Below are 23,078 nucleotides of genomic sequence, written 5' to 3'. Positions count from 1 at the left end.
TATATCACGCCAGCCAAAAACAGGAGGGGGATGGAGATGGGAGATGAGTTGCCGAAAGCGGTGAATAAAGTTCTCGAACCGGGCGAGAAGGTCCTTTTCTCTGTAAAGAAAAAGATAAGCCCCGAAAAGCCGAAGTGGGTTCTCGTGACGGATAGGAGGATAATCTACCTCGACGAAAAAATTCTGGGCAGGTACGACATAAAGGCCCTGCCATACCAGAAGCTTGAGGAGGTCACCGTTGAGCTGGGCATCATCTCTTCGGAGTTCATCATAAAGGGCGAGGAGGACATAAGGCTCAAGCTCGGCTGGATGGACAAGGAGCAAGCAAGGAAGACGATAAACGCCATAAAGGACGCCCTCAACGCGATAGCCATCGAGCCGGTAACGATAGAGGTCAAGAAGGGTCTGACCCACGAGACGTGGGTTCTGAAGAAGCCAAAGGAACTTGTGAGCAGGGTCGTCCCGGGATCGACTGTCCAGCACGCGCCCCCTGTGGAGAAGAAGGAAGACCCGCTGGAAAAACTCAAGAAGCTGAAGGAGCTCTACGACATGGGTGTGATAAGCCAGGAGGAGTACGAGGAAAAGAGAAAGAAACTTTTGGAGCAGATTTAATCCCTTTTCTTCCAGATTATCAGAGCCGCCCCGAGCAGGAGGATGGCAACGAGGAGGTAGGGAAGAGGGTTCTTTCCAACTGGTCTGTGGATTATTGTCGTTGTTGGCATCGTCGGGGCCGTTTCGGTTTCGACGATTGGAGGCCCATCCCTGAGGACAACAACCGTGGAGTTCACAAAGCCGTAGAGGGTGACGTTGAGGGGTTCAAGCTCCCCCCATGGGGAGCCGGTGTAGAGCTCCACCGAGAACGTTGCCCCTTTGGGGAGCGGGGCAACGGTGAAGTAGTAGCCCGTCGAGGACCTGAGGAGCGGCCTCGGCTCGGCCAGTTCCGATAGGTTGCCCCTGATCCAGATCCCACCCGTGAGGTTTGTGGCGTTTATGGCTACAAGCACCGGGACGTCATTCCCGGAGTAGTAGCGCAGCTTTGCCGGTTTGCTGGCCTTCCCCCCTGTCTCGACCACGACGTCGAGCCACGCTTTTTGAGTTTTCACCTCGGGAACCTCGACGAGTATCTCCCCTGAGCTCCACGAGAGAACCCTAGCGCTGACGCCGCCGATGGTAACCCTTCCACCGCTTCCAAAGCCGGCCCCACCGATGAGGATCCTCTGACCGGGCTGGGCGATGTAGGGGGTCACCGAACCTATGAGGGGCTCTTTCTGCTCCCCTTCGATGTGGAAGACGTAGAAGCTGTTTCTAGGTAGTATTACGGTCGCTCTGCCGTTCTCAACTGCCATCTCCGCTCTGTAGAGGGCGTCGATGTAGGTTCCATCGGGCCAGTCGATGTTGATGCTAAGCTCTGCCGGTGATCCTTTGTTCATGACCACCAGGAGTTTATGGCTCCCAAAGGTTCTCTCAAAGGCCCACACCGAGTAGTTGGCGTAAACCGTTCTGAAGTCTCCAAAAGCCAAAGCGTCATTGGTCTTTCTGAGCTTAGCTAAAGCTCTGATTATTCTTGCCGCCTCGGTGGTGTTGTTGAAGACCATCATGGGCCGGTTGTACGGGTCGCCCTTTCCGTCTTTGCTCACCAGGTAGCTCTCGTCGCCGTAGTATATCACCGGGATCCCAGGCAGGGTCATCGTCAGTGCCAAGGCCATGTGGAAGCGCTCCACCGCGTCGTCCCGCTTTGCCGCGTTGAGGAAGCGGACGAGGTCGTGGCTGTCGAGGAAGTTCAGTTGCTTGTTCGGGTATACAAAGAGAGAATAATAGTCCTCAAGCGTTCTGGAGAGCGTCTCAAGGCTTCCCACGAAGCCGAAGGTTCTCACGATGTTTTCCCTTATCGGTATGTTGAGAACCGGCGAGACGTTGGAGTAGCGGTAGAGCTCGTATAAATCGTCGCTCCTTTCCGGTGAGAGCGAGTAGTACTCCCCGTAGATTAAGAGGGGTCTCTCAGAGTAGAGGCGGAGGTAAAAGGTCTCAAGCCAGCCGAGCTCCATGTGCTTGACGGCGTCGATCCTGAAGCCGCAGGCGCCTGAATTGGCAAAGAGCATCGCCCCCCCGGTGAGATAGGAATCGACCCAGGGGTTGAGCTGGTTGAAGTCTGCTAAACCATATAGGTTGGCGTACTTGAGGGGGATTCCAGACCAGGTGAAAATGTTGCCGTTGTGGTGGTAGATGTCCTCTCTTATGCCCGTTATCGGGTTCACCGTGGCGTTCTTGGTGTCCTCAAAGTAGTCCGTTACAAACGTGCCGTTGTCGTAGAGCGCTCCAAACTCCCCGTCGGTTGATGGGTTTGAGTGGTTGGGGACGTAGTCAACGATTACGCACATGCCCCTCTTTCTGGCCTCCTCTACCAGCTTAAGGAAGTCCTTCCAGGTTCCGAAGTGCTCCTCTATGCGTTTGTAGTCCCTCGTCCAGTAGCCGTGGTAGGGGGCGGAGCCGTGTGCCATCCTGTTTATGTTGTCGTTGAGGGGGGAGACCCATATCATGGAGACGCCGAGGCTCGCTATGTAGTCAAGCTTTTCCGTGAGCCCCTCTATGTCCCCGCCCCAGTAAAGGCGGTAGTTTCTGTGCTCCGGATCGTAGAAGGGCCCGTTGTTGCTCTGGTTCCCATCGTAGAAACGGTCAACCATGATTTGATAGACGACGCCTCTCTCGGGGACCTGGTAGGCACCCACCAGCGGTATCAGGAGCAGCAGAATGACAACCGCAGCCAGTGCTCTCCTCACAGTATCACCAGAAGTGATAAGAAAAGGCCCTTAAAAACTTCACGTTCTTGCTATGTCCTTAAAGCTCATGGACACTATGGAACCAAGGATTTCGTCGTTCGCGGCCTTCAGGGCCCTGAGCCTGTACTTCCCCTTACCGGCTTCCCATTGAAGCACTGTGCTGGCGGTCTCCTCCAGGAGTGGGAGGAGCTCGGGGTTCTTCCGCTCCATGACATCTCGGTTTATGAAGTAGAAGGCGAAGCGGCTCTTTCTCCCCACAAAGGTGGAGATGTTGCGGACGAGTCTTATAACGTCCTGCCTCTCGAGGGCCACGAAGAGCTTGTGTATGCCGAGGACCGGATTGCACACGACCTTTTCAGGCACGACCTTGTCGTATATCTTGCCGTAGTACTTGAAGTCGAGGGAGTACTTGTCCACCTCGACCCTGCCAACGACGTTCCCGAACTCCCTGTTGCCCCCGATCTTTATTACAGGAATCCCCATGAGGGCCTCCGTGTCCAAGCCCATCAGTTCAAGTCGAATCACATATTCAGAAAACGTGTCCGAGATATCGTCAATAAGAACCGGACTCTCTGCGCCTCCGCATCTGCGGCACATGAGGTAAAGGAGGAGTTCGGGAGACGACACCGCACCGTATTCAACGAGCACAGTCTCACCAGGCCTTATTTTGAGGAGAATCTTGTCAATCCCGTGACATACCATATCCGCTCACCTATCCAGTTTTTAAGACGCCGACCTATAAAAGCTTACCGAGAAGGGCCCGAATCTACACCAATCTGGCAATGCCGAGAACCCTCGGGGAATAAAAGGAGCCCTTTCTAGTGATTTCGCGTCCGATTGCCCTGATCGAACGCAGGAACTGGAAGGCATTTCCGACGAGCATGTTGTCCCTAAACGGAGCCACCTTGCCGTTCTTAACAACGTAGCCCAGCTCAACCGTCAGCGAGAAGTCCCCGCTGGTGGGATTGGCCGTGTGCTCACCGAAGACTTTCCTCACGACGATTCCCTCAAAATCCTCCAGGTTCTCGTCACCTGGCATCACCATCACGTTGCTCGTCCCTATGTGCGGGGTCGTCCTGAAGTCCCGGACCGCGTTTCCAGTACTCCTCAAATTCAGGAAGCGAGAGTATGTTTCGTCGAGGAGGAAGGAGCGTATTACACCGTCTTCGACCAGAATGGTCCTCTCGCCCGGGTTGCCTTCCCCGTCGAAGGGGAAGCTTCCAACGCCCCCCGGAACCGTTGCATCGTCAATCACCGTAAGCACCTCGGGTGCGACCTCCTCCCCGAGCCCGGAAAAGCGGCTCCTGCCGTGATAAACGCCGTCTCCAAAGAGGTTTTCAAGGAATATCCCCAGAACGGCGCGGAAGGCTTCGGGTTCAAAGAGGATCTCACCCGAGTAGGGCTCCATCTTCCCGGCGCGATAGCTGAGCTCTGCCTCCTCGATAGCAGAAAGAATGGCGTTTTCAAGCTCCTCAAAGGGTTGAAGGGAACGATAAGTCTGATAATACGAGCCCGAACCGGTTTTTCCATCCGTTTTCACGGCGTAGGTTGAGACGCTCATCCCGGTACCTCTGGCCTCGAACCAGACCCCGTTGGAGTTAGCTATCCCGTAGGCAGTAACCGCGAGGGCCATCGAACCCGATAGGGTAAGCGAATCGTTCTTCAGCTCGCGCATCTTGGCGGAGAAGTCCCGCGCGAGAGAGTGGGCCTCCTCGAAGGGTATTTCATCTATCCTCCTGTCGTAGAGACCCTCGACGCGGGGCACTTTCGCCGGATAAGGGAAGCCAACGAAGGGCACCTCGCTAACCTTGGCTAGCTTTACCGTCCTTTTTACGAACTCCTCAAGCGTTCTCCTCCCATGGTTCAGGCCAGTTATGTAGGAGAAGCCAAGCCGCCCCTTGTAGCCGATACGCAGGCCTATACCAGAATGGAACTTCCGCTGAGAGCGCTCGATTCTCTCGCGCTCTATCCTGAAGGAACCCCCTCTGCCCTTCTCCCAGTAAAGCTCCCACTCGACGTTCTCTCGCTCCAAGATCCTGACAAGTTCCTCTATCATTGGCATCCGGGAGAAGTTCGGAGGGGAATTTAAAAGGTATTCGACTGCTTCTCCATGGCCTCGTAGAGTTGCAGAAGCTTTTCGTAGGCGGCCTCCTTCATCTCGGCCAGCCTTTCGAACAGCTCCGCTACCTCCTCGTCGCCGGACATCCTCTGGAGCTTCCGGTAGATGTCCCTGCCTATCGTTTCGGAGAGCATGGCAATTGCAAGGGTGTTTTCAAGCTCTTTGACCTCCATCAGCTCTCTGCATACCGGCAGAGTGTCCAAGGGCGGGGCGTTGAACTCGAGGGGCTTCATACCGGGATAGAGCTCCTCGAAGAGCTTCCTCAATTCCGCCGCATGCTTCCGCTTTTCCTTTGCCAAGTACCTAAACTCGTCAACTAGGATGCCCTCAACTCGGCCGGCAAGCCATTCATAGGTTTCTGCACCGCATTCCTCGTTGCAGATGGCATAGCTGAGGAGTTCGTAGCCATTGAGGTTCTTGAGTAGTGTCTCAACATCTTGAATAATGCCCACATCTATAGCCATTTCACTCACCAAACGTAAAATTAGAGCTTGGAGTATATACGCTTTATCTTAGCCCACCAACGAGCGCCCTCGTCAGAACGTGTGGCCCCCCGTCATCAACGGGAACCCACTGGCCCTTCCCGCAGTAGCCCGGGAACTCCACCCTAAGGTCATCCCCAATGGCGCGGATGTTTCTCAGGATGTCGAGAATTCTGCCGGAGAGTGCCACATCCCTCACCTGGGCTTTAATTTCACCGTTCTCTACTATGTAGCCCTCCTTGGCGCCGAAGGTGAAGGTGCCGTTGGCGGTGTCGACCTCGCCCCCCTTGTCCCCTATCATGTAGAGGCCGTTCTTGACCTCCTCGACCATTTCCTCGAAAGACCAGTCCCCGGGCTCGACGTAGGTGTTGCCCATCCTCACGAGGGGTTGATGGCTGTAGCCCTGCGCCCTTCCGTGACCGTTTGGTTCGAGACCGAGCAAAGCGCTCGTCTCGCGGTCGGTGAGGTAGTTCATCAAAACGCCGTTCTTTATTATCTCAACCCTCTTGGCCTTTATTCCCTCGTCGTCGTAAACGTAGGAGCCAAACTTGCCCGGGAGCGTTGGGTCGTCCACGACGGTTAGCCCCTCGACGGCTATTCTCTCACCCAGCTTACCAGCCAAGATGCTGTCGCCGTTCTTAACCGAATCGGCTTCTACGGCATGGCCCAGAGCCTCGTGGATGAAGACACCGGTAAGTTCTGGATCCATTATCACAGGGAACTCTCCGGAAGGGGGCGACTGAGCATGGAGGAGCGAGATTGCCTTCTCCTTCACAAAGGCAGTCCAGTGGTTCAGATCTATCTCCTCAACAAGCTCCCAGCCCGCGGTGCCGCCAAAGCTCTTCCAGTAGCTCTGCATCTCTCCATTCTCCCTGGCAGTTACGGAGAAGCTTAGTCTCAGCCTAGGAACGACCGTCTGGATTTCACTCCCGAGGGAGTTGAAGTAGAGCTGTTCCTTAAGGCCATCACCGTAGTAGACGCTCCTGTTGGAGACCCCTCTGCCCCGGAGAAGCGAGTCAATCTTCTTCACGAGGGCGAGCTTGTCCTCGACATCAACGTCGAGAAAGCTCTTCTTCGGCCTTATTTCGGCCCTGTCCCTGATGGGGTCTCCAAGGTGAATCTTCGAATCGCCCTTTGAGAGTTTCGCTATCTTCATGGCAGTCTCTATGGCCTTTTCAGCGCGGCCCATGTCGTTGGCGCTTGAGAAGCCCCAGGCCCCGTTGAAGGCCCTCACCCCTATCCCCATTTCGGTGTTCATGGCAAGCTCTTCGAGTTGACCGTTCTGCATAGTGAGGTGGGAAGCCGTGACGCGAGTTATGCGTATTTCATAATAGAATATACCGTAACGCTCCGCAAGTTCCTCAGCCCTTCGTATCAGTGCCTCCATCCTCCCACCGATGGGCATAAAAGGGGTAGCGTTTATATGGGTTCCCATAGAGGGATGAACCACAAGGGTTTAAGTGTTGGATATGGAGAGGCGTAGTGAGATACTCCACCAAATCCAGAGCAAACCGGGGATAACCTTCCGGGAGCTGGCTAGGGAGCTTGGAATAGGAATAGGCGACCTGCAGTATCACCTCTACCGGCTGGAGAAAGAGGGGAAGGTGTTTTCAAGGAAGCTCGGAAAGAGACGCTACATCTTTCCCTCAGGCTTCGAAAAGGACTGTCAGAGGTTGCTGATAGCCATCTCGACGGAGACCCGAAGGAGAATCCTCCTGACCCTCATGGAAGGCCCCCTGACCCAGAGCGAGATAGCCAAGAGGCTTGGTCTCAGCCAACCAACTGTGAGCTACCACATGAGTGAACTCCTCAAGCTCGGCATCGTGGATGCCCGAAAAGAGGGGAAGAGCGTGACGTACACCCTCTCCTACGACCCGATGATAATAGCGCGCGTTATAAAGGAGTACAGGCCCAGTCTTTGGGAGAAGCTGGCGGACAACCTGATTGACCTGCTCACCAGCGTGGGTGATGAGGAATGATGGAGACCCTACTGGCAATCATGGCCTTGATACTGTCACTGACCCTTGCGGGGATCTCATTGATAGCCTACAGGAAGAGCCATCTCCGCGCGGCGCTCTATCTGATAGCCGCGTTTCTCCTGCTGACCATAAAAAAGGTCATAGAGACCCTGCACCTAGCGGAATGGATAGAAAAGGACGTGAGCATGGCCGTTGGTGCCCTCGAAGTCGTGGTGCTGCTGCTCTTCGTGGTCGCACTCTGGAAGCGCTAGCGAACCACCATCACCGGAGGCTCTATCAAGCCAACGACCTCCTCAAGGAGGCTTCCTATCCTCGTTTTTCCACTCCTCCCATAGGCCCCCATGACAACAAGCCCATACTTTCCGGAGTTGGCCTCCTCAAGTATGGTGTCCTTGGCCGAGCCCTCCACGATCCTTATCGAACAGTTCACGCCCTCCTGGTGGCAGAGCTCAAGGAGGTTCGTCATTATGTCGCGTATGCTCTTCTTCATCTCGCGCCATATCTCCTCCTCGAACTTTTGAACGTTCGTGAGGTCCTGGCTGAGCATCCCCATGTTGAAGGCTAGGGCCTTCGCCTCCCTCCTGTCAAGAACGGAGAACAGGATGAGCTTACCTCCCCTCCTTTTGGCGATGGCTATCGCGTGAAGGGCAGCCTTCTGGCTCCACTTGGAGCCGTCAACGAGCACGAGTATCCTCATGGATCACACCCCTACGTACCTTATCCATATGATAATCATACCCATTCCAACCGTGCTGAGCATTATCACGAGGCCCACCTTGAGGAAGTCCATGAAGGTTATGTTGAGCCTCTCCCTGGCCGCTATACCGAGGACAACGATGTTGGCGCTCGCTCCTATCGCGGTTCCGTTTCCACCGAGACAGGCTCCAAGAGAGAGCGCCCACCAGAGGGGATAGACGTCCATAGAGACGCTCATGGATTTTATCAGGGGTATCATTGCCGCAGTCAGGGGTATGTTGTCCACTATGGCCGAGGCTATGGCCGAGAACCACGTGACCATCACTATGGCCTGTCCCGTCGTGTGGACGTAGCCGAGAAGCCAGCGCGCAACGTCGTCTATCACCCCGGTCTCCACGAGGGAACCGACGATTATGAAGAGCCCCATGAAGAAGAATATCGCCGTCCACTCTATCTTTTCGAGGACTTCCGTGGGCTCCATCCTGCTCCAGAGGAGAAGGAAGGAAGCACCGCTGAGGGCCACGACCGCCGGGGGGAGGCCGAGCCTGTCATGGACGAAGAACAGCAGAACAACCGCGACTATAACGACCACGGACTTTTTGAAGAGCGCCCAGTCTCTTATGGCCTCGTCCTCCCTTAGCATCTGAATGGTGGACTGAATCCTCTCCATCTTTGCGGGGGTTATCTTCATTGCATCTCTGTAGACAAGATATATTATACCGAGGGTTATGAGGAGGTCTATGGCCGCTATGGGCCCCATGTTCAGGAGGAACTCGGTGAAGCTCAGTCCAGCGGCAGAGCCTATCATTATGTTGGGGGGGTCGCCTATCAGCGTTGCAGTTCCGCCGATGTTTGAGGCGAATATCTCGGCCAAGAGGTAGGGAACAGGATTAACGTCCATAAGGCGGGTTATGTAGAGGAGCATCGGTGTCAGAAGGAGAACCGTTGTAACGTTGTCAAGAACCGAGCTCACCAGAGCAGTCACTATTGAGAACAGTATGAGGACCTTCATGGGACTTCCCTTGGCAAATTTTGCAGTCTTTATCGCTATGAACTCGAAGAGGCCACTCTCCTTGGCGGTGTTGACTATCATCATCATCCCTATCAGGAGGAACAGCGTCCCGAGGTCGAGATACTCGGACATCTTCTCCCACGGGACCACACCAACGAAGAGGACTATAGAAGCGCCAAAGAGAGCAGCGACCGTCCTGTGAACCCTTTCGCTGATTATCAGGGCGTAGATAAATACGAACACTGTAACCGCGATTGCCACCTGCTCGTTCAGTACCATTTAAACCACCCTAATACACTATGGTTGGCCTTTCCACGTGCTGGACTATCTTGAGGACCAAGGGGCTTATCGGAGACGTTCTCGTGACCTCAGAGCCGTAGCTCCTGGAAATGACGAGGAGATCGAAGTTTCCTTCAACCATCATCCGCACGACGTCATCGCTTTTGTTCCCGATGAAGTGCCTCCTCTCAACCCGAAGCCCATGCTCCTCCAGTCGGGAGGCTATCTCCCTGGCGAGCCGTTCCGCGAACTCTATCTTCGCCTTCCTGAGCTTTTCGGCCTCGTCCCTGCCGAGGGTCTGCTCTATGAGGGAGAGGGTTCTTTTCTCGGATATGTACACGACAGTAACGGAGGCACCGGGATAAGCGCTCAGTGTCTCGTAGAGTTCCTCCCGTATCTCCCCCGAGAACCTGTCCACCGGGAGGAGTATGGAGTGTATCTCCGGGAGAACAAACTCCTCGGGGAGCAAGAGAAATTCCCGGTAACGCTTGGCTATCTCCTCGTACCTCTCACCGGCGATGTTCCTGAACTTCCTAGCGATGAGCTTATTGAAGATGTCCATTGCCATCCCCGGAGTAGGAAGATAAAGAGATGATTTAAGCTTTTTGTCGCCCGGTTTTAGAGGGTTGAACCACAAACGCTTTATTAAGGCGCAACGAGCTAAAAACGGGGTGAGAAAATGAAAAGGGCACTTGTACCACTGCTGATAATCACGCTTCTGCTCCCGTTTGCATCCTTTGCCACCGCTGAATGCCCCAGCGAAGGCCACACGGTAGTGCTGAAGGCACCGGCAGTTTCCAGGACTGCGGACGGTCAGCTCATAGGTGTTGCCACAGACTTTGTAATCACCGTCGCGCCGGGAACAGGTCACGTTTACGTCGAGACGTGGCCTCTAGCTGAAGTGGATATGCAGGCGAGTGCCAGATTGGCCGCACAGATAGCGGGCAAAGTCCTCGGGGTGAATATGAGCAAGTACGATGTTTTTATCCAGATCAAGGCGGACTCACCAATCATAGGCGGCCCCTCCGCGGGAGGGACCATGACCGTCGGGATTATCGCGGCCCTTGAGGGGTGGAAGGTCAACCCAAAGGTAATGATGACAGGGATGATAAACCCGGACGGCACCATAGGGCCCGTCGGGGGAATCTTGGAGAAGGCCTCCGCAGCCCACGACGTCGGGGCGCAGCTCTTTCTGATCCCCCAGGGACAGCGCATTCAGTACGTTCAGGAGACCCAGAAAAAGGAGATTGGCGGCATAGTGGAAATAAACACTCAGACGAAGAAGGTTGACGTCGTTGACTACGCCAAGGAGCGCTGGGGTTTAACAGTCATTGAAATCAGGGACATATACGACGCCGTCTATTACTTCACAGGGCACAGGATACCCCGCCCCGAGGCGCCCGCGTACGTAAAGATAGACACTTCCTTCCTCAAAGACGACGCCCTGAAGGACTACGACAACACCACCGCATACTATCAGTCAACGCTGGAGAGGCTCAAAAAGAGCGACGTCAACTACGCCACATACACGACCCTCCTAGAGGCCCTAAACGAGGCAAAAGCCATCCTCAACCAGTCGAAGCAGAGCCTCGACGACGGGATGTACTACACAACGATGAGCAAGGACTTCCAGGCAAGAATAATAATAAGGCACGTGAACTGGTACCTGGGCGTGAAGTCGGAGGAGGACGTCCAGAGAATCCTTAGGACGGCTGGCTCGGAGATAAACGCCTCTGAGAAGAGGGTGTCCAACATCACGATACGGGGCACGACGATGCTCCAGGCAATAGCCGCCGCCGAGGAGAGGGTGGAGCAGGCCAAGGGCCTCCTCGATGAGGCCTGGAAGTACTACTACAACGGTGACTACTGGGACGCAATAGGTAAAGCCGCCTACGCCTACGAGAGGGCAAAGACAGCGGTCTTCTGGGCGAGTCTCGGCGAGAGGTTCGCGACCGGCGATGTGATAGGCAAAGACGTGGTCAAGACCACAGCGAGGGACTATATAGATGAGTCCAACCTCATAGTGACCTACATAGAATCGATGTACGGCACCGTTGGGGGCGACCTGAGTCAGAGCATCCAGCAGGCGGAGCAGTACTACGAGGACGGCAAGTACTCCGCGGCGCTCTTCACCGCGATGGAGGCGCGCGTGAGGGCTCAGGTCTTCCTCGATACGCTGGGAATAGACAACCAGACTGTCCTCAAGGATAAGCTGGCGGGAATGAAGGAAGGGGCAAAGGTGGCCATTGCGCTGGCCCAGAACAAGGGCATAACGCCCGTGCTGGCCATAGCATACTACGAGTTCGCCGAGAGCTACGAGAAGAGCGCCGAGGAGAACGGCAGCATGGAGGACCTCCAGACGGCCATGATATTCTACCAGTACGCCAGGGAAACCGCCAACCTGTTCCTCAGCAAGCCGAGCCAGACGACGATTCAAACGAACACCACCGCAACGGACATACCCCAGATAGTCATCCCCACACCCTCACCCGCCGAGACTTCGACGAGCACTCCCACTTCCCCGGAGAGAATCCCCGAGACGGCGATAATCCTGATAGCCGTCGGTTCGTTCCTCGTGGGTGCGGCGATCGGCAAAAAGCTCTAACCTGGGAGGGCCCTTACTTTCATCTTTTTTAAAAGCCCCACCTCCCACTCGGCCAAACTTGGGCAGACGGTACAGCCGAGACGGTAGAAGCCCTCGTAATAGAGTGGATGCAACTCAAAACCCCTCATGAGGACGAAGAGCTGAACCATGAATCCACTCCAGAACTTTATCGGCATGGCTTCTACAATCCTCCCAAACTCGGTCGTCCTCTCGATGACGGGGGGCTTAAGTCTCCTCCTCGTGCTCTCCCCGTCCCTGTCACCAACCAGAAGGACTGGATTTTCAAAACCAGAAACGACGGAATAGAGGGCCTCCACTTTCTTCCTTGTGCACCAGCGGTTTTTGTGGGTAGGCATGCCGTACCTCTCAATGGGCATCGGAACATCAACACGAATCAGGTTGACACCAAGCTTCCGGGAGAGCTTTTCGACGTACTCGTCGGTTCCAGGCATTTCGTATTCCATGCGGACGTAGATGGCTGTAACATCGCCGAAAACTTCCTTCGCAAGTATCAGAACCGCGGTCGAATCCTTCCCCCCGCTCCAGGGGACGATTACCTCATGCCCTCTGAAATTCTCAAGAAAGGCCTTACTCGCCTCGACGAAGGCTTCAAGGTAGTCCCTGTTTGCCTCAACGAGGGACTCAAGGGAGACGTCTTCACCACCAGGAATCCTCCAGAGCACCTCAGTTGGAAAACCCAGCTTCTTGCTCACCTCTGCGACCCTGTAAGGCCCAGAAAAGTAAACTTCGTGGTTCATAAGCTTCCTCAAGACGAGGGAGTTCTCCCCAAGCTCAACCCCCAGTTCTCCCATCGCCTCCCTAAAGCCCTCCCCGAGGGCCAGGTAAATGTCGTAGTCGGGGTTTATCTCTATCCCGAAGGGGTTTTCTGGGTTCAAGACGTAGGTCTCTTTCCACTCGATACCGAGACGAAAGCGGGCCTTTATCTCCTCGATGTTGGAGTACAGCTCATCGACGCGCATGTTCCTCACGCGCTTTGTCCTCAAGAGTCTCGCGTAGAAGGGCTTGCCGGATTCCTCAAGGACGGGTAGTACTTCCTCCATCAGATTCCCCTCGGCCTCTCCAAGGAGCAGAATGGGCACGTACGGCCCGTCGAGGAGCTCTCGGAGGGGGCCCTCGACCTCTTCCAGCGTTCTGCCACCACCGAGGCTTGAAACCTTCAGAAAACCACCATAATTCCGTTCGTTTATGTATTGAATGGTCTTGGCGTCCTTTCTGGCCCTAACTATGAGATGGAACATGAAAAAAGATTTTAGGAGAAGCTTAAAACCTTTGCCGCCGATGATGAAAACTCCCTGCCCTGAACGGTGAGGAGAACCGGCTCCCTGAGACGGCACTGGAATTCGGACTCACTCCACAAGTTCATCAAAGAAGTCTTCGAAGGCCTTCTTTGAGGCAAGTCCTCTCAACTTTTCGAATTCCTCCTTTAAAGCCTCGTAGTTTTTCCTTGATACCGCCGCCAGGTCCTTCATTAGGTTTCTTTCCTCATATCCGGAAAGCCTCTGAGCGAGGTAGGAGTAAACCTTCTCCCCAAGCTCCTCAAGCTCCATGGCAGTCCTCAGAACCTCAAGGTAATCCCCAACAGTTCTTATTCCAGACTTCCTCTCAAGAAAAATCCTGCTCCATTCCGTCTCAGAGACTTCAATGTTGAGATCAGGAAAGAGCTTTCTGGCGATCCTCCTCAGTTTTTCCTCACTTTTAATCTTCCTCTCCACAAAGTCCCCAAACTTTATTCTACCGTAGCCGTGGGGGAGGGTATCCCTCAAGATGGCGTATATCCTGACGGAATACTCCTCGCTCTTCACCAGATAGGCTAAGACCTCTGGTAGGGGACTCTTTGATACGTCTTCCAGAACCTTCTTTATCTCCTCAAAGGTGTCCCCAGCGGCCATGAAGGACTCAATGGGAGTCGGCATCCCACCACCTTTAGAGAATTTGAACCTTAAACTAAAAATCGTTTTCGCAGAAATGGTGGACCGGGCGGGATTTGAACCCGCGGCCTCCGCCTTGCGAGGGCGGCGCTCATACCAGGCTGAGCTACCGGCCCATGCCCGGTAATAGTGAACCCGACCGGGGTTTAAAAGCTTTTGGTCTGAAAGGCGGCATATGTGGACAGGTTTTAGCCGAATTTCTACTGAAAAAGAAGGGTTTTTAACGCATAAATGCCAAATAACCGCGGTGGTTGAATGGACACGAGGGACTTCCACAGAGACAACTTCCCTGGAAACGGAAAGATTGAGCTCATCCCCAAGGTTCCCCTCACGAAGGAAACCCTCAGCCTCGCCTACACCCCCGGTGTGGCGGAGGTATCGATGGCGATAGCAAACGGAGAAGACCCCTGCGAGTACACCAACAGGTGCAACACGGTCGCTGTTGTAAGCGATGGCACGAGGGTGCTGGGCCTCGGCGATGTCGGAGCTTCGCCGGCACTCCCCGTCATGGAGGGAAAAGCTCTGCTCTTCAAGGCCTTCGGTGGGGTGGATGCTTTCCCGCTCGTTCTGGCCGAGAAGGACCCCGAGAGATTCATCGAAGTCGTCAAGGCCATCTCGCCCTCCTTCGGGGGGATAAACCTTGAGGACATAGCATCGCCAAAGTGCTTCTACATCCTCGAAAGGCTCCGCAGCGAGCTTGACATCCCAATCTTCCACGACGACCAGCAGGGGACGGCTTCGGTTGTTCTGGCAGGGCTGATAAACGCCCTCAAGGTCGTTGGCAAGAGGCTGGACGGGATAACCGTCGCCCTCTTCGGTGCCGGGGCGGCCGGCTTCGCGACGCTGAAGATAATAACCAGGGCAGGGGTAAGGCCGGAGAACGTCAGGGTTGTGGAGCTGGTCGATGGGAAGCCGAGGGTTCTGACCCCAGACCTGCCGATTGAGGAACTCTTTCCCCACAGGGGAGAACTGCTCTCCAAAACGAACGGTGAGGGAATCGAGGGCGGTCCAGTGGAAGCCCTAAACGGCGCCGACGCGCTCATATCCTTCACGAGGCCCGGACCCGGCGTTATAAAGCCGGAGTGGACAGAGCTCATGGCCGACGACGCGATAGTCTTTCCGCTGGCAAATCCAACCCCCGAGATACTTCCGGAGGAGGCGAAGAAAGCCGGGGCGAGGATAATAGCGACGGGAAGGAGCGACTACCCAAACCAGGTGAACAACCTCCTCGGATTTCCTGCGATTTTTAGGGGAGCACTTGACGTCAGGGCCAGAACCATAACCGACGGCATGATAATAGCGGCTTCAAAGGCGATGGCGTCGGTAATAGAGCCGAGCGAGGAGGAGATAATCCCGTCCCCCTTCCACCCGGAGGTCCACCCGAAAGTTGCTAGAGCGGTCGCAGAGGAAGCGATGCGTGAAAACGTTGCAAGAATACGCGTGCGCGGGGAAGAGGTGGAGGAGAGGCTGAGGCGCTGGAGGGAGTTCTACGAGCGGGAGATAGGGCCTCTCAACGACCGTAGAGGGAGCTACCGTTAGCGTCTATCGCCACAATCAGCGGGAAGTCCTCGACTTCAAGAACCCACACCGCCTCAGGAATACCGAGCTCTTCCAGCCAGAGAACGTCAACGACGCGCTTTACGCTCTTCGCCGCGAGGGAGCCGGCTCCACCGGTGAAGGCGAAGTAAACGGCGCGGCCTTTAAAGGGCTCCGGGTTCATGCCTCCCTTCCCTATTATCCCGCGGACGCCGAGGGAGAGAATCCCCTCCAGGTAGCGGTTCATTCTTGAACTCGTAGTCGGGCCTGCAGAGACTACCTCATAGCCCCCACCGCCTTTCCTCACGACTGGCCCGCAGTGGTAGATTACCGCGCCCTCAAGGTTGAGGGGAAGCTGCCCTTTCTCAGCCAGCTCAAGGATTTTTCTGTGTGCCGAATCCCTGGCGGTGTAAACTGTCCCGGAGAGGTAAACGACCTCGCCGGCCCTGAGATTCAGGACGTCCCTCTCGCGCAGGGGAGTTCTCAGTCTCATAATAGGCCCTGATATGGAGTCCTTAAAGCAGTTTCGGGTTTGGCAGGTGGAGTCAAACCGACCCCATAAGTACGAGCCCGCGGATTTTTAATTAGGTGATTCCATGAAAGCCAAAGTTGTTACTTCCGCGATGCTGGCCCTTCTTCTCGTGGTCTCGATAGCCGGCTACGCCGGGGCCTTCGAGAAGGGCGGCATGGGAAAGCTTGAGTACAAGGTATACTCAAAGGACCAGGTAATGTCCGGGGCCTACAAGGTTTACGGCAACCCGAAGCTCGACTTCTGGGCGACGAAGACGGTTCTGACGAACGATGGGAAGGGAACCATAAAGAACATCCGGATAAAGTATTCGATCGACAACTATGCTCCAGAGACCGAGAGGAGATACCCCCTCCTCCTGCCGGGTGAAACCATAGTCGACCTCTACTACCCCATCCTTTCGAGTGACGTCACCCGTTTATCGGCCTCAACCCCATCAAACGTACGTATAACCGTGACCTACGAGGTGAACGGTGAAACAAGAGAGGAGAGCGTTACAAAGCCCCTTTCAATACTTGGAGCCAATGACTTCGTCTTTTCCTCGCTCAACCCCGAAGAGAGCACGGGGAGCTTCTACGACACCTTCAGCAACGCCCCGCTTCTTGCTGCGTGGGTAACGCCAAGTGACCCCGTTGTCAGAGAATTCGCTGACCTCGGCAACAAGCTGGCCGGGGGTGCGGGCGCGAGCTTGAGCGACGATGAGGCGATAAAAAGCCTCAGCGGCATGTGGGAGCTCGCCGTGAGAAACGGTTTCTCCTACAAGACCGAGGGGGAAGGCTACTGGACGGGCAAGTTTGCAGAGCACATAATGTTTCCGAGGGACGTGATCCGGGACAAGAGCGGAACCTGCGTTGACCTGGCCCTCTGGTTCGCCTCCCTGGCGATGTCACAGGGACTCAAGGCGTACATAGTCCTCATGCCAGGGCACGCCTTTCCGCTGATAGAACTGCCCAGCGGCGCCGTAATACCCGTTGAGGCAACCGCCATAAACCAGGGGGTTTCATTCCAGGAAGCTGTCCAGATCGGCATGGAGAAGAGCTGGAAGATGGCAATGAACGGCCCGCACGACATCATAGACGTCGCGGAGGAACACTCCAACGGAATAGTCCCGCCGGAGCTGCCATCCCTCGAGGCGGATATCCTCTCAAAGTGGGGGATAGGCCTGAACGCTGGAGCGGGCAACGCGGGTGAAAACGGGGCAAACAACGGGGGCGCCGGTGGAAACGGAGGGAACCCCGGAGGTGGAAACGGCGGAGATGATGTCGGAAACGGTGGGTGGGACTCCTACCACGGCGCCTATTTCTCATTCAACTATCCGGCCAACTGGGACGCGCCGGAGGACTATGGCGGCTACGTCTATCTCTTGAGCCCCGACGGGGAATTCGAGTTTATCGTTCTTTACTCCCGGGGGGCGAGCGTTGAAGACATGGCCCAGGCCTTCGAGGGAAGCCTGGTAGATGCAGGGGTCGAGATAACAGATCGCCAGGATGGCGAGGCGAGCTTGATGGGTCAGAGCGTGTACGCGGTAGCGTATAGCCTTAGAACGGACTACGGGAAATACTCCGCCGCTGCGAGGTATTTCACGGCAAACGGGGTTGGCTTCGCCGTTATCTACGATTTCCCTGCCGGAAACAGCGAGTACAACCAGATAGGCGAACACATCGTAGAAACGTTCAACCTGGGGGGATGAAGATGAAAACGATCGTGACCCTTGTTATACTGCTCCTCCTTGCGGCGCCCCTCGTCGCGGGGGAGGTCAAGATAGTGGAGTATAAGATAGACGGAACGATGAAAGTTACGCTGGACAACGTGGGGAACGCCCATGTGGAGGAGGCATGGCACCTCACCCCCAACCTCTACCTCCAGATGAAGGAGACGTACCCGACCACATACATGCTGAGGAGGGAGTTCGAGAACAGGAGAAGCGACACCGAGTACAGGGACATGAAAATCGAATGGGACGACTCCAACAACGGCGTCAAAGCAACGTACACCATGCTCGGAGCGGCTATCAACAGGGGTGACCACTGGGAGCTTGACCTCGGAGACGGCGACATGACCCTCTCAAGTCAGAACGGGAACACGGTGGTCCTAACCCTGGTCCAGCCGATTTCAGGGGGTGATGGGAGGCTCATCGAGACCGCAACGATAGTCCTTCCGGATGGGGCAAAGAACGTGGGGATTGACGGGGGAATGCTCAGATATGAGCTTCCCGATAAAGAGAACGGAAGAAACCCCGCCTTCCTGGGCCTGGCGCTCATCTCGCTCGTCGGCCTGATTCTCCTCAACGTGCCCCTAAAGAGGGGAGGAGAATGATAAGGGAGATAAAGAGGGAGATGGTGGACTACATAACGAGGGAAACGGGGGTGAACAGGGAAACAGTTGTCAAGGTTCTCCGGGCGGAGGAGAAGTACCTCCTGACCGAGATTCAGGATGCCCTGGGGCGGGTCGGATGACCCTCCCATTTTCCGGCAACTATAAAAACTTTGAAAGCGTAATAAACTAAAAACCGGCCACGGGTTAACCACCGGTTCTGGAGAGGGTTGCGTGAACTTTTCGAACGACGTGTCCGTGCTGAAATCGATTCTCAGCGAGACGAACCTCCAGATAATCTCACTCCTCAGGACAGACTCCCTGAACACAAGGGAGATAGCCCGGCTTCTCCAGAAGGACGAAACGCAGATCTCCAGGGGATTAAGGGGCCTTGAGAGGATGGGCATCGTTGAGGGAAGGTGGGTTCGGCTGAGGGGCAGAAACGTCAAGTTATACTCCCTCAAGTGCGATGAGTTCAGCGTCCGTTTCACAGCGGGGGGAGTCGAGGTGGTTATGGGGGAGACCGTTTACCACCGCCCCCAGCCACTCCCGGCATCCAGCGCTCCGGAGGTGGAGAACTTCGTCGGGAGGGATGAGGAACTGAAACTCCTCAAAGGAAGCTCCCCGGTCGTAGCAGTGTTCGGGATAGCCGGGATAGGGAAATCCAGCCTCGTGGCAAGGGCCTTCGATGACGCCTTCTGGTATTCAATGGATGGAAGCGAGAGCCTTGAGTACATCGCCTGGCGGATGGCACTCCACCTGAACATGAAGGGATTCCCTGAACTGATCGAATACCTTCGCGCCGGAGGACGGGACCCCAAATCCATGAAGGGACTGATTCTTGAGGGGATCGAGGAAACACGCTCAGTCATAGTCTTCGAGGACATCCACAAGTGCACCGATGGTGAAATCGAGTCGTTCCTGCGGTTCCTATCCTCCAGAGTCGAGAGGGGAAAGCTCGTCCTCATATCAAGGGAAAAACCACGGGTGGATTACGAGAGGGTTCTGTTCATACACCTCAGGGGGTTGAAAGTCGAGGAGTCTCACAGGCTTTTGAATCTCAGAATACCTGGCATAACTCCCAAGGAGGCAGTAAGGTTACACCACTTAACCCTGGGTCATCCCCTGCTCCTCGCCCTCGCCGCGGAGGCCCGGGGAGTAGCTGGGGACAGGACTTCCCTCTTCGAATACCTGCTGGGGGAGATATACGAGAAGCTGGACGAGAGGGAGAGGCTTGTGCTCCAGGTTCTGGCACTGTTCGATGAGCCCGTGGAGTTACCGGCCCTCAAGAGGATGACGTACGGAAGCGCATTCCTGGTCCTGTACTCCCTCCTGAACAAGGGACTCGTGGAGAGAAAGGACGAGAACTATTACCTCCATGACCTCCTCAGGGCGTTCATAAGGGAGATCAGTGAGGTTGATGAGAAGAGCCATTACAGGGAGTACATCTCATATCTCCTGGAGAAAAACACCGCCAGGGATTTCTTAACGGCCTTTAAGTATGCTATCAGGCTGGGAGACGAGCAGATGATAGCTGATATCACCGAACTGAGGATAAGAAGGCTCTGGAGGGTTGCACTGGACTTTCCGACGACATACATGAGGCTCCTCAGAAAGGTGGAGGATAGTCCCTACGCAAAGAAGGAGATGGCGAGGCTCTACTTCAACAGAGGATTCTTCGAGAGGGCGCTGGGTCTCTGGCATAAGGCCCTGGAGGGCATCGAAGGGGACTTTCACAGATTTGACGTCCTAATGATGCTCGTCGACGTCCACTGCGAGATGGGAAACATCGAATTGGCGGAAGAGACTCTTAGCGAGCTCGAGGGAATTTTCAGAAGCCACAGAGACGACCCGTACATCGAGCTGGGGTACTACATCGAGCTCACGAAGGTGCGGACATTCAAGAGGGAGCGCGAGAAGGCCCTAGAAGGCGCCTTTAAAGAGCTTGAGGCGGTGAGGAGCTACCCGGAGCCGTATCCCGAACTCGAGGCGCTGATCCTCTACCACATAGGCTACCTCTACGTCGAGCTCGGCGAGCTTCAGCGGGCGCTGACATACTACAGGGAGGGCCTTGAGACGGCTAAGGCATACAGCCTCCCATTCATGATGAACCTCGGATACCTTCAGATGGGTATAGTCCAGTATTACCTCCGGAACTTCAACGAGGCCGCTGGCAACGCAGAGAAGGCGGCTGAGTACTTCCTGGGGGTTAGAAACTATCGCAGAGCTCTGGACGCGCTCTTCAGGCTGACGGTGTCCCTCATGGGGCTGGGAGAGTATGGAAAAGCCGAGAACCAGGCTAAGAAAATGGCGGAGATAACACAGAGCACGAACTACCCCCCGGGATGGACGGCATACTTACTCATTGGAATCCTGAGAGAGCTCAGGGGGGAAGATGGAGGAGAATACCTGGAAACGGGCCTGGAAAAGCTCCGGGACAACGACTACCTCTACAGAGGACTCTTTGAAGAGCTCACAGTGCTCTTCGACGAAAGAGACGTCAATTTCTGGCTTTCCAGAGGTTCTAAACCCTGACCACAGCACTCCCGTCGGGCTTTATCTCGACGAACGCCCTCCTGTTGGCCCAGCACTGGACGACCAGACCTACCGGGAAGCTCGCGGGGTGCCTGTGGGCGGCCTCTATCTTGACGTCCAAAGCGGTTGTTTCTCCGCCCATGCCCATCGGGCCTACTCCCAGGGAGTTGACCTCCTCCAGGAGCTCGACCTCGATCTTCGCTATTCTCCTATCGGGATTCCTCTCCCCCACTTTTCTCAGCAGGGCCTTTTTGGCCAGGAGCAACGCATAATCCGCACTCCCACCAACGCCTATCCCCAGGACAATCGGAGGACAGGGCTTCCCGCCGCAGGCCTTAACGTGCTCGACGACAAAGCGCCTCACTCCCTCCCAGCCCTCGCCAGGGGTCAGCATAGCCAGAGCGGAGCAGTTCTCGCTTCCCCCTCCCTTCGGAAGAACGGCTATCCTTATCGCATCCCCCGGAACGAGCTCCCAGTGGATTAGGGGAACGTCCCTGCCCGTGTTGTCGCCGGAGTTCCTTCCGGTAAGGACGTTAACGGCGTTTGGCCGGAGGGGAATCTCATGAGTTGCCCTCCTCGTAGCCTCGGTGAGCAGGTCTCTGAGTCCACCGAGGCAGGGACTCTCAACGCCGGCCTCGACGAAGAAGGTCACCGTGCCCGTGTCCTGGCAGACGGGAATGGACTCGATTTTACCAATCTCTATGGACTTGAGAATGTTTCTGAGGTTGAAGCGCGCTATTTTGCTCTCCTCTCGCTCGTAAGCCTCCCTGATGGCCAAAACGACATCATCGGGAATCCTCGTGACGGCCAGCCTTATCGCCTCGACGACGGCATCAATCAATTGGCATTCACCTGTTGAAAGTTGCGTTTGGGATTAAAAAGGTTGACGCGAAAATTTAAAAGCCACCTCCAGAGCGGAACAGCCTTAACGGTTAGGTTGTCTCGCCTTATCTCACCGGAGTAGTCCCACGTCACGAGCGTCCCAGTTTTCACGCGGAACAGTTTCATAACCCTGAAAAGGTTCTCCACTTCCCTTGAAGCTACCTCGTCCTCACCCGAGGCATACGTAACCTGTATGAGTTCGGTCTCCTCTTTATCCCTAACAACAAAGTCCACCTCGCCCCTGGTGTCCCGATAATGGTAGAGTTCAAGGCCGGGTCTCCTGTAATATTTGAACCGCAGGAGTTCAAGAAAGACTGCATTCTCCATGAGCCTACCGATGTTTTCCGAAACCTTTGGAAGGACCGCATTGAGCATTCCCGTGTCAACTGCGTAGACCTTCTTATCGCTCCTCACGACCTCTTTGGGCTTGAAGGAGAACTTGGGAAGCTCAAAAATCAGGTAGGCGGACTCAAGGTACTCAACGTAGTTCTTCACCGTCTCGATGTTGCCGATTCCGAGGGCGTTCTTTGTCTTGCTGTATGTAAATCGTCCGGCGAAGTTCGAGAAGAGGTAGAAGGCGACCTCCTTCAGCTCACGGACGTTTCTAACGCCATAGCGGACTATGACATCCCTCGTGATGATATCGTTGTAGAGATTTATGAGGTACTCCCTGCCGAAGTGCAGAGCCTCTGGGAAGCCACCGCGCTCGATGTACTCCGTTAGGGCCCTCTTTATCAGAGCCTCGTCCCTCGTTGTCTTAACATCCGGCTCAATTTTCCGGTACGTTAAAAACTCCCTGAACGAAAACGGCAGGAGTGTATAGCTCAGGTATCTTCCAGTCAGATACGTTGCGAACTCCCGTGAAAGAAGCCGGGCATTGCTCCCGGTAACGACTGTTGGATAGTCGTCCCTAAGAACCGAAACCATCCTCTCCCAGCCCTCGACTTCCTGAACCTCGTCAAGAACCACGTAATCAAACTGACCAAAAAGCTCGTAACCTGCCTGCATAAGCCTCCTATAGTCCCCAATCGCGAAACCCGCCATCGCAGGATCCTCAAAGTTTACATAGAGGGGCCTGCCGGGAAGGGTCGCCGAGAGAACGGATTTTCCGGAGCGCCTCGGCCCGGTTATTATGTGAGCCGTTGGGCTGAAGTTAGCAACGATCCTCCCCTTCAGTTCTCTCCCGACGATGTTCTCCCGCTCAAGCTTCCTGCTCAGGGTATCCCACTGATCGGCCAATACTCTCTTAAGTTCCTCAACGTTCATGGAAGTAACTAGTTCAAACTCCCTATAAAGTTTACCACCATACTGGCAAACTTTTCATCAAAATCGTACCACCATACTGGTAAACTTCCCAGCGAACTTTACTGGTATGCTGGTAGAGG

General features: G+C 55.2%; 22 protein-coding genes and 1 tRNA gene. 9 read left to right on the top strand and 14 right to left on the bottom strand.

Going from position 1 to position 23,078, the window contains the following annotated elements; translation table 11 throughout:
* The first annotated feature begins 36 nt into the window (after positions 1-36).
* Positions 37-612: a PH domain-containing protein gene (locus E3E25_RS10745; protein WP_167893295.1), complete on the top strand. Its 576-nt coding sequence runs from the start codon at positions 37-39 to the stop codon at positions 610-612.
* Here the strand turns inward: E3E25_RS10745 and E3E25_RS10740 are convergent.
* The 5 genes from E3E25_RS10740 to E3E25_RS10720 form a co-directional block, all read right to left on the bottom strand.
* Complete coding sequence (locus E3E25_RS10740) at positions 609-2,777, bottom strand: alpha-amylase family glycosyl hydrolase (RefSeq protein WP_167893294.1); 2,169 nt, start codon at positions 2,775-2,777, stop codon at positions 609-611. The two genes, E3E25_RS10745 and E3E25_RS10740, sit on opposite strands and share 4 nt — an antisense overlap.
* A 39-nt stretch (positions 2,778-2,816) precedes the next feature.
* Positions 2,817-3,479, bottom strand: a complete 663-nt coding sequence (locus tag E3E25_RS10735) for a DUF257 family protein (RefSeq protein WP_167893293.1) — start codon at positions 3,477-3,479, stop codon at positions 2,817-2,819.
* A 64-nt stretch (positions 3,480-3,543) separates the two neighbouring features.
* Positions 3,544-4,833: a TldD/PmbA family protein gene (locus E3E25_RS10730; protein WP_167893389.1), complete on the bottom strand. Its 1,290-nt coding sequence runs from the start codon at positions 4,831-4,833 to the stop codon at positions 3,544-3,546.
* Positions 4,834-4,862: 29 nt separating this feature from the next.
* Positions 4,863-5,360 carry a ferritin family protein gene (locus tag E3E25_RS10725; RefSeq protein WP_240910830.1) on the bottom strand — a complete coding sequence of 166 codons (498 nt, stop codon included), beginning with the start codon at positions 5,358-5,360 and terminating at the stop codon, positions 4,863-4,865.
* Positions 5,361-5,403: 43 nt separating this feature from the next.
* A complete protein-coding gene (locus E3E25_RS10720; protein WP_167893388.1) occupies positions 5,404-6,765 on the bottom strand; it encodes a TldD/PmbA family protein in 1,362 nt (453 codons plus the stop codon).
* 82 nt (positions 6,766-6,847) lie between these two features.
* Here E3E25_RS10720 and E3E25_RS10715 point away from each other — a divergent pair, with 82 nt between their 5' ends.
* Positions 6,848-7,357, top strand: a complete 510-nt coding sequence (locus tag E3E25_RS10715; RefSeq protein WP_167893291.1) for a metalloregulator ArsR/SmtB family transcription factor — start codon at positions 6,848-6,850, stop codon at positions 7,355-7,357.
* Positions 7,354-7,608, top strand: a complete 255-nt coding sequence (locus E3E25_RS10710; protein WP_167893290.1) for a hypothetical protein — start codon at positions 7,354-7,356, stop codon at positions 7,606-7,608. The genes E3E25_RS10715 and E3E25_RS10710 overlap by 4 nt, the downstream gene beginning before the upstream one ends.
* Here the strand turns inward: E3E25_RS10710 and E3E25_RS10705 are convergent.
* Genes E3E25_RS10705 through E3E25_RS10695 form a run of 3 tightly spaced genes read right to left on the bottom strand, consistent with a single transcriptional unit; the run spans position 7,605 to position 9,912 of the window.
* Complete coding sequence (locus E3E25_RS10705) at positions 7,605-8,054, bottom strand: universal stress protein (RefSeq protein ID WP_167893289.1); 450 nt, start codon at positions 8,052-8,054, stop codon at positions 7,605-7,607. The two genes, E3E25_RS10710 and E3E25_RS10705, sit on opposite strands and share 4 nt — an antisense overlap.
* 3 nt (positions 8,055-8,057) lie before the next feature.
* Positions 8,058-9,344 carry an SLC13 family permease gene (locus E3E25_RS10700; RefSeq protein ID WP_167893288.1) on the bottom strand — a complete coding sequence of 429 codons (1,287 nt, stop codon included), beginning with the start codon at positions 9,342-9,344 and terminating at the stop codon, positions 8,058-8,060.
* A gap of 10 nt (positions 9,345-9,354) precedes the next feature.
* Positions 9,355-9,912 (bottom strand): universal stress protein, encoded by a 558-nt coding sequence (locus E3E25_RS10695; RefSeq protein WP_370456685.1) that lies wholly within the window; start codon positions 9,910-9,912, stop codon positions 9,355-9,357.
* 111 nt (positions 9,913-10,023) lie between these two features.
* Between E3E25_RS10695 and E3E25_RS10690 the strand changes: the two genes are divergently transcribed.
* On the top strand, positions 10,024-11,949 hold the full coding sequence (locus E3E25_RS10690) for a S16 family serine protease (protein WP_167893287.1): 1,926 nt from the start codon (positions 10,024-10,026) through the stop codon (positions 11,947-11,949).
* On the opposite strand, the gene E3E25_RS10685 is transcribed toward E3E25_RS10690, so the two are convergent.
* The 3 genes from E3E25_RS10685 to E3E25_RS10675 all read right to left on the bottom strand — a co-directional run bounded on the left by E3E25_RS10685 (position 11,946) and on the right by E3E25_RS10675 (position 14,014).
* Positions 11,946-13,208, bottom strand: a complete 1,263-nt coding sequence (locus E3E25_RS10685) for a phosphoadenosine phosphosulfate reductase family protein (protein ID WP_167893286.1) — start codon at positions 13,206-13,208, stop codon at positions 11,946-11,948. The two genes, E3E25_RS10690 and E3E25_RS10685, sit on opposite strands and share 4 nt — an antisense overlap.
* Before the next feature lie 108 nt (positions 13,209-13,316).
* Positions 13,317-13,883 (bottom strand): ferritin family protein, encoded by a 567-nt coding sequence (locus tag E3E25_RS10680; protein ID WP_167893285.1) that lies wholly within the window; start codon positions 13,881-13,883, stop codon positions 13,317-13,319.
* A gap of 53 nt (positions 13,884-13,936) precedes the next feature.
* Positions 13,937-14,014: transfer RNA gene (locus E3E25_RS10675), tRNA-Ala, on the bottom strand.
* A 139-nt stretch (positions 14,015-14,153) separates the two neighbouring features.
* Between E3E25_RS10675 and E3E25_RS10670 the strand changes: the two genes are divergently transcribed.
* Positions 14,154-15,437 carry an NADP-dependent malic enzyme gene (locus tag E3E25_RS10670; protein ID WP_167893284.1) on the top strand — a complete coding sequence of 428 codons (1,284 nt, stop codon included), beginning with the start codon at positions 14,154-14,156 and terminating at the stop codon, positions 15,435-15,437.
* Here the strand turns inward: E3E25_RS10670 and E3E25_RS10665 are convergent.
* Positions 15,409-15,927, bottom strand: coding sequence for a FumA C-terminus/TtdB family hydratase beta subunit (locus E3E25_RS10665; RefSeq protein ID WP_167893283.1), 519 nt, complete (start codon positions 15,925-15,927; stop codon positions 15,409-15,411). The two genes, E3E25_RS10670 and E3E25_RS10665, sit on opposite strands and share 29 nt — an antisense overlap.
* A 103-nt stretch (positions 15,928-16,030) precedes the next feature.
* Between E3E25_RS10665 and E3E25_RS10660 the strand changes: the two genes are divergently transcribed.
* The 4 genes from E3E25_RS10660 to E3E25_RS10645 all read left to right on the top strand — a co-directional run bounded on the left by E3E25_RS10660 (position 16,031) and on the right by E3E25_RS10645 (position 20,811).
* Positions 16,031-17,653: a cysteine protease gene (locus tag E3E25_RS10660; protein ID WP_167893282.1), complete on the top strand. Its 1,623-nt coding sequence runs from the start codon at positions 16,031-16,033 to the stop codon at positions 17,651-17,653.
* A complete protein-coding gene (locus E3E25_RS10655) occupies positions 17,650-18,279 on the top strand; it encodes a hypothetical protein (protein ID WP_240910826.1) in 630 nt (209 codons plus the stop codon). Before E3E25_RS10660 ends, E3E25_RS10655 begins: the two co-directional genes overlap by 4 nt.
* Positions 18,276-18,419 (top strand): hypothetical protein, encoded by a 144-nt coding sequence (locus E3E25_RS10650; RefSeq protein ID WP_167893281.1) that lies wholly within the window; start codon positions 18,276-18,278, stop codon positions 18,417-18,419. The genes E3E25_RS10655 and E3E25_RS10650 overlap by 4 nt, the downstream gene beginning before the upstream one ends.
* A 91-nt stretch (positions 18,420-18,510) precedes the next feature.
* Positions 18,511-20,811 carry an ArsR family transcriptional regulator gene (locus E3E25_RS10645; RefSeq protein ID WP_167893280.1) on the top strand — a complete coding sequence of 767 codons (2,301 nt, stop codon included), beginning with the start codon at positions 18,511-18,513 and terminating at the stop codon, positions 20,809-20,811.
* Here the strand turns inward: E3E25_RS10645 and E3E25_RS10640 are convergent.
* Positions 20,801-21,652 carry a fumarate hydratase gene (locus E3E25_RS10640; RefSeq protein ID WP_167893279.1) on the bottom strand — a complete coding sequence of 284 codons (852 nt, stop codon included), beginning with the start codon at positions 21,650-21,652 and terminating at the stop codon, positions 20,801-20,803. The two genes, E3E25_RS10645 and E3E25_RS10640, sit on opposite strands and share 11 nt — an antisense overlap.
* Entirely contained in the window at positions 21,649-22,959 is a 1,311-nt protein-coding gene (locus E3E25_RS10635) for an ATP-binding protein (RefSeq protein WP_167893278.1), read from the bottom strand. The genes E3E25_RS10640 and E3E25_RS10635 overlap by 4 nt, the downstream gene beginning before the upstream one ends.
* Positions 22,960-23,078: the final 119 nt, after the last annotated feature.

Source organism: Thermococcus sp. MAR1, assembly GCF_012027305.1.
In the GTDB taxonomy this organism is placed as follows: Archaea; Methanobacteriota_B; Thermococci; order Thermococcales; family Thermococcaceae; genus Thermococcus.
The sequence above is the reverse complement of the archived record's forward strand: the minus strand, read 5'-3'. Positions and strand labels throughout refer to the sequence as shown.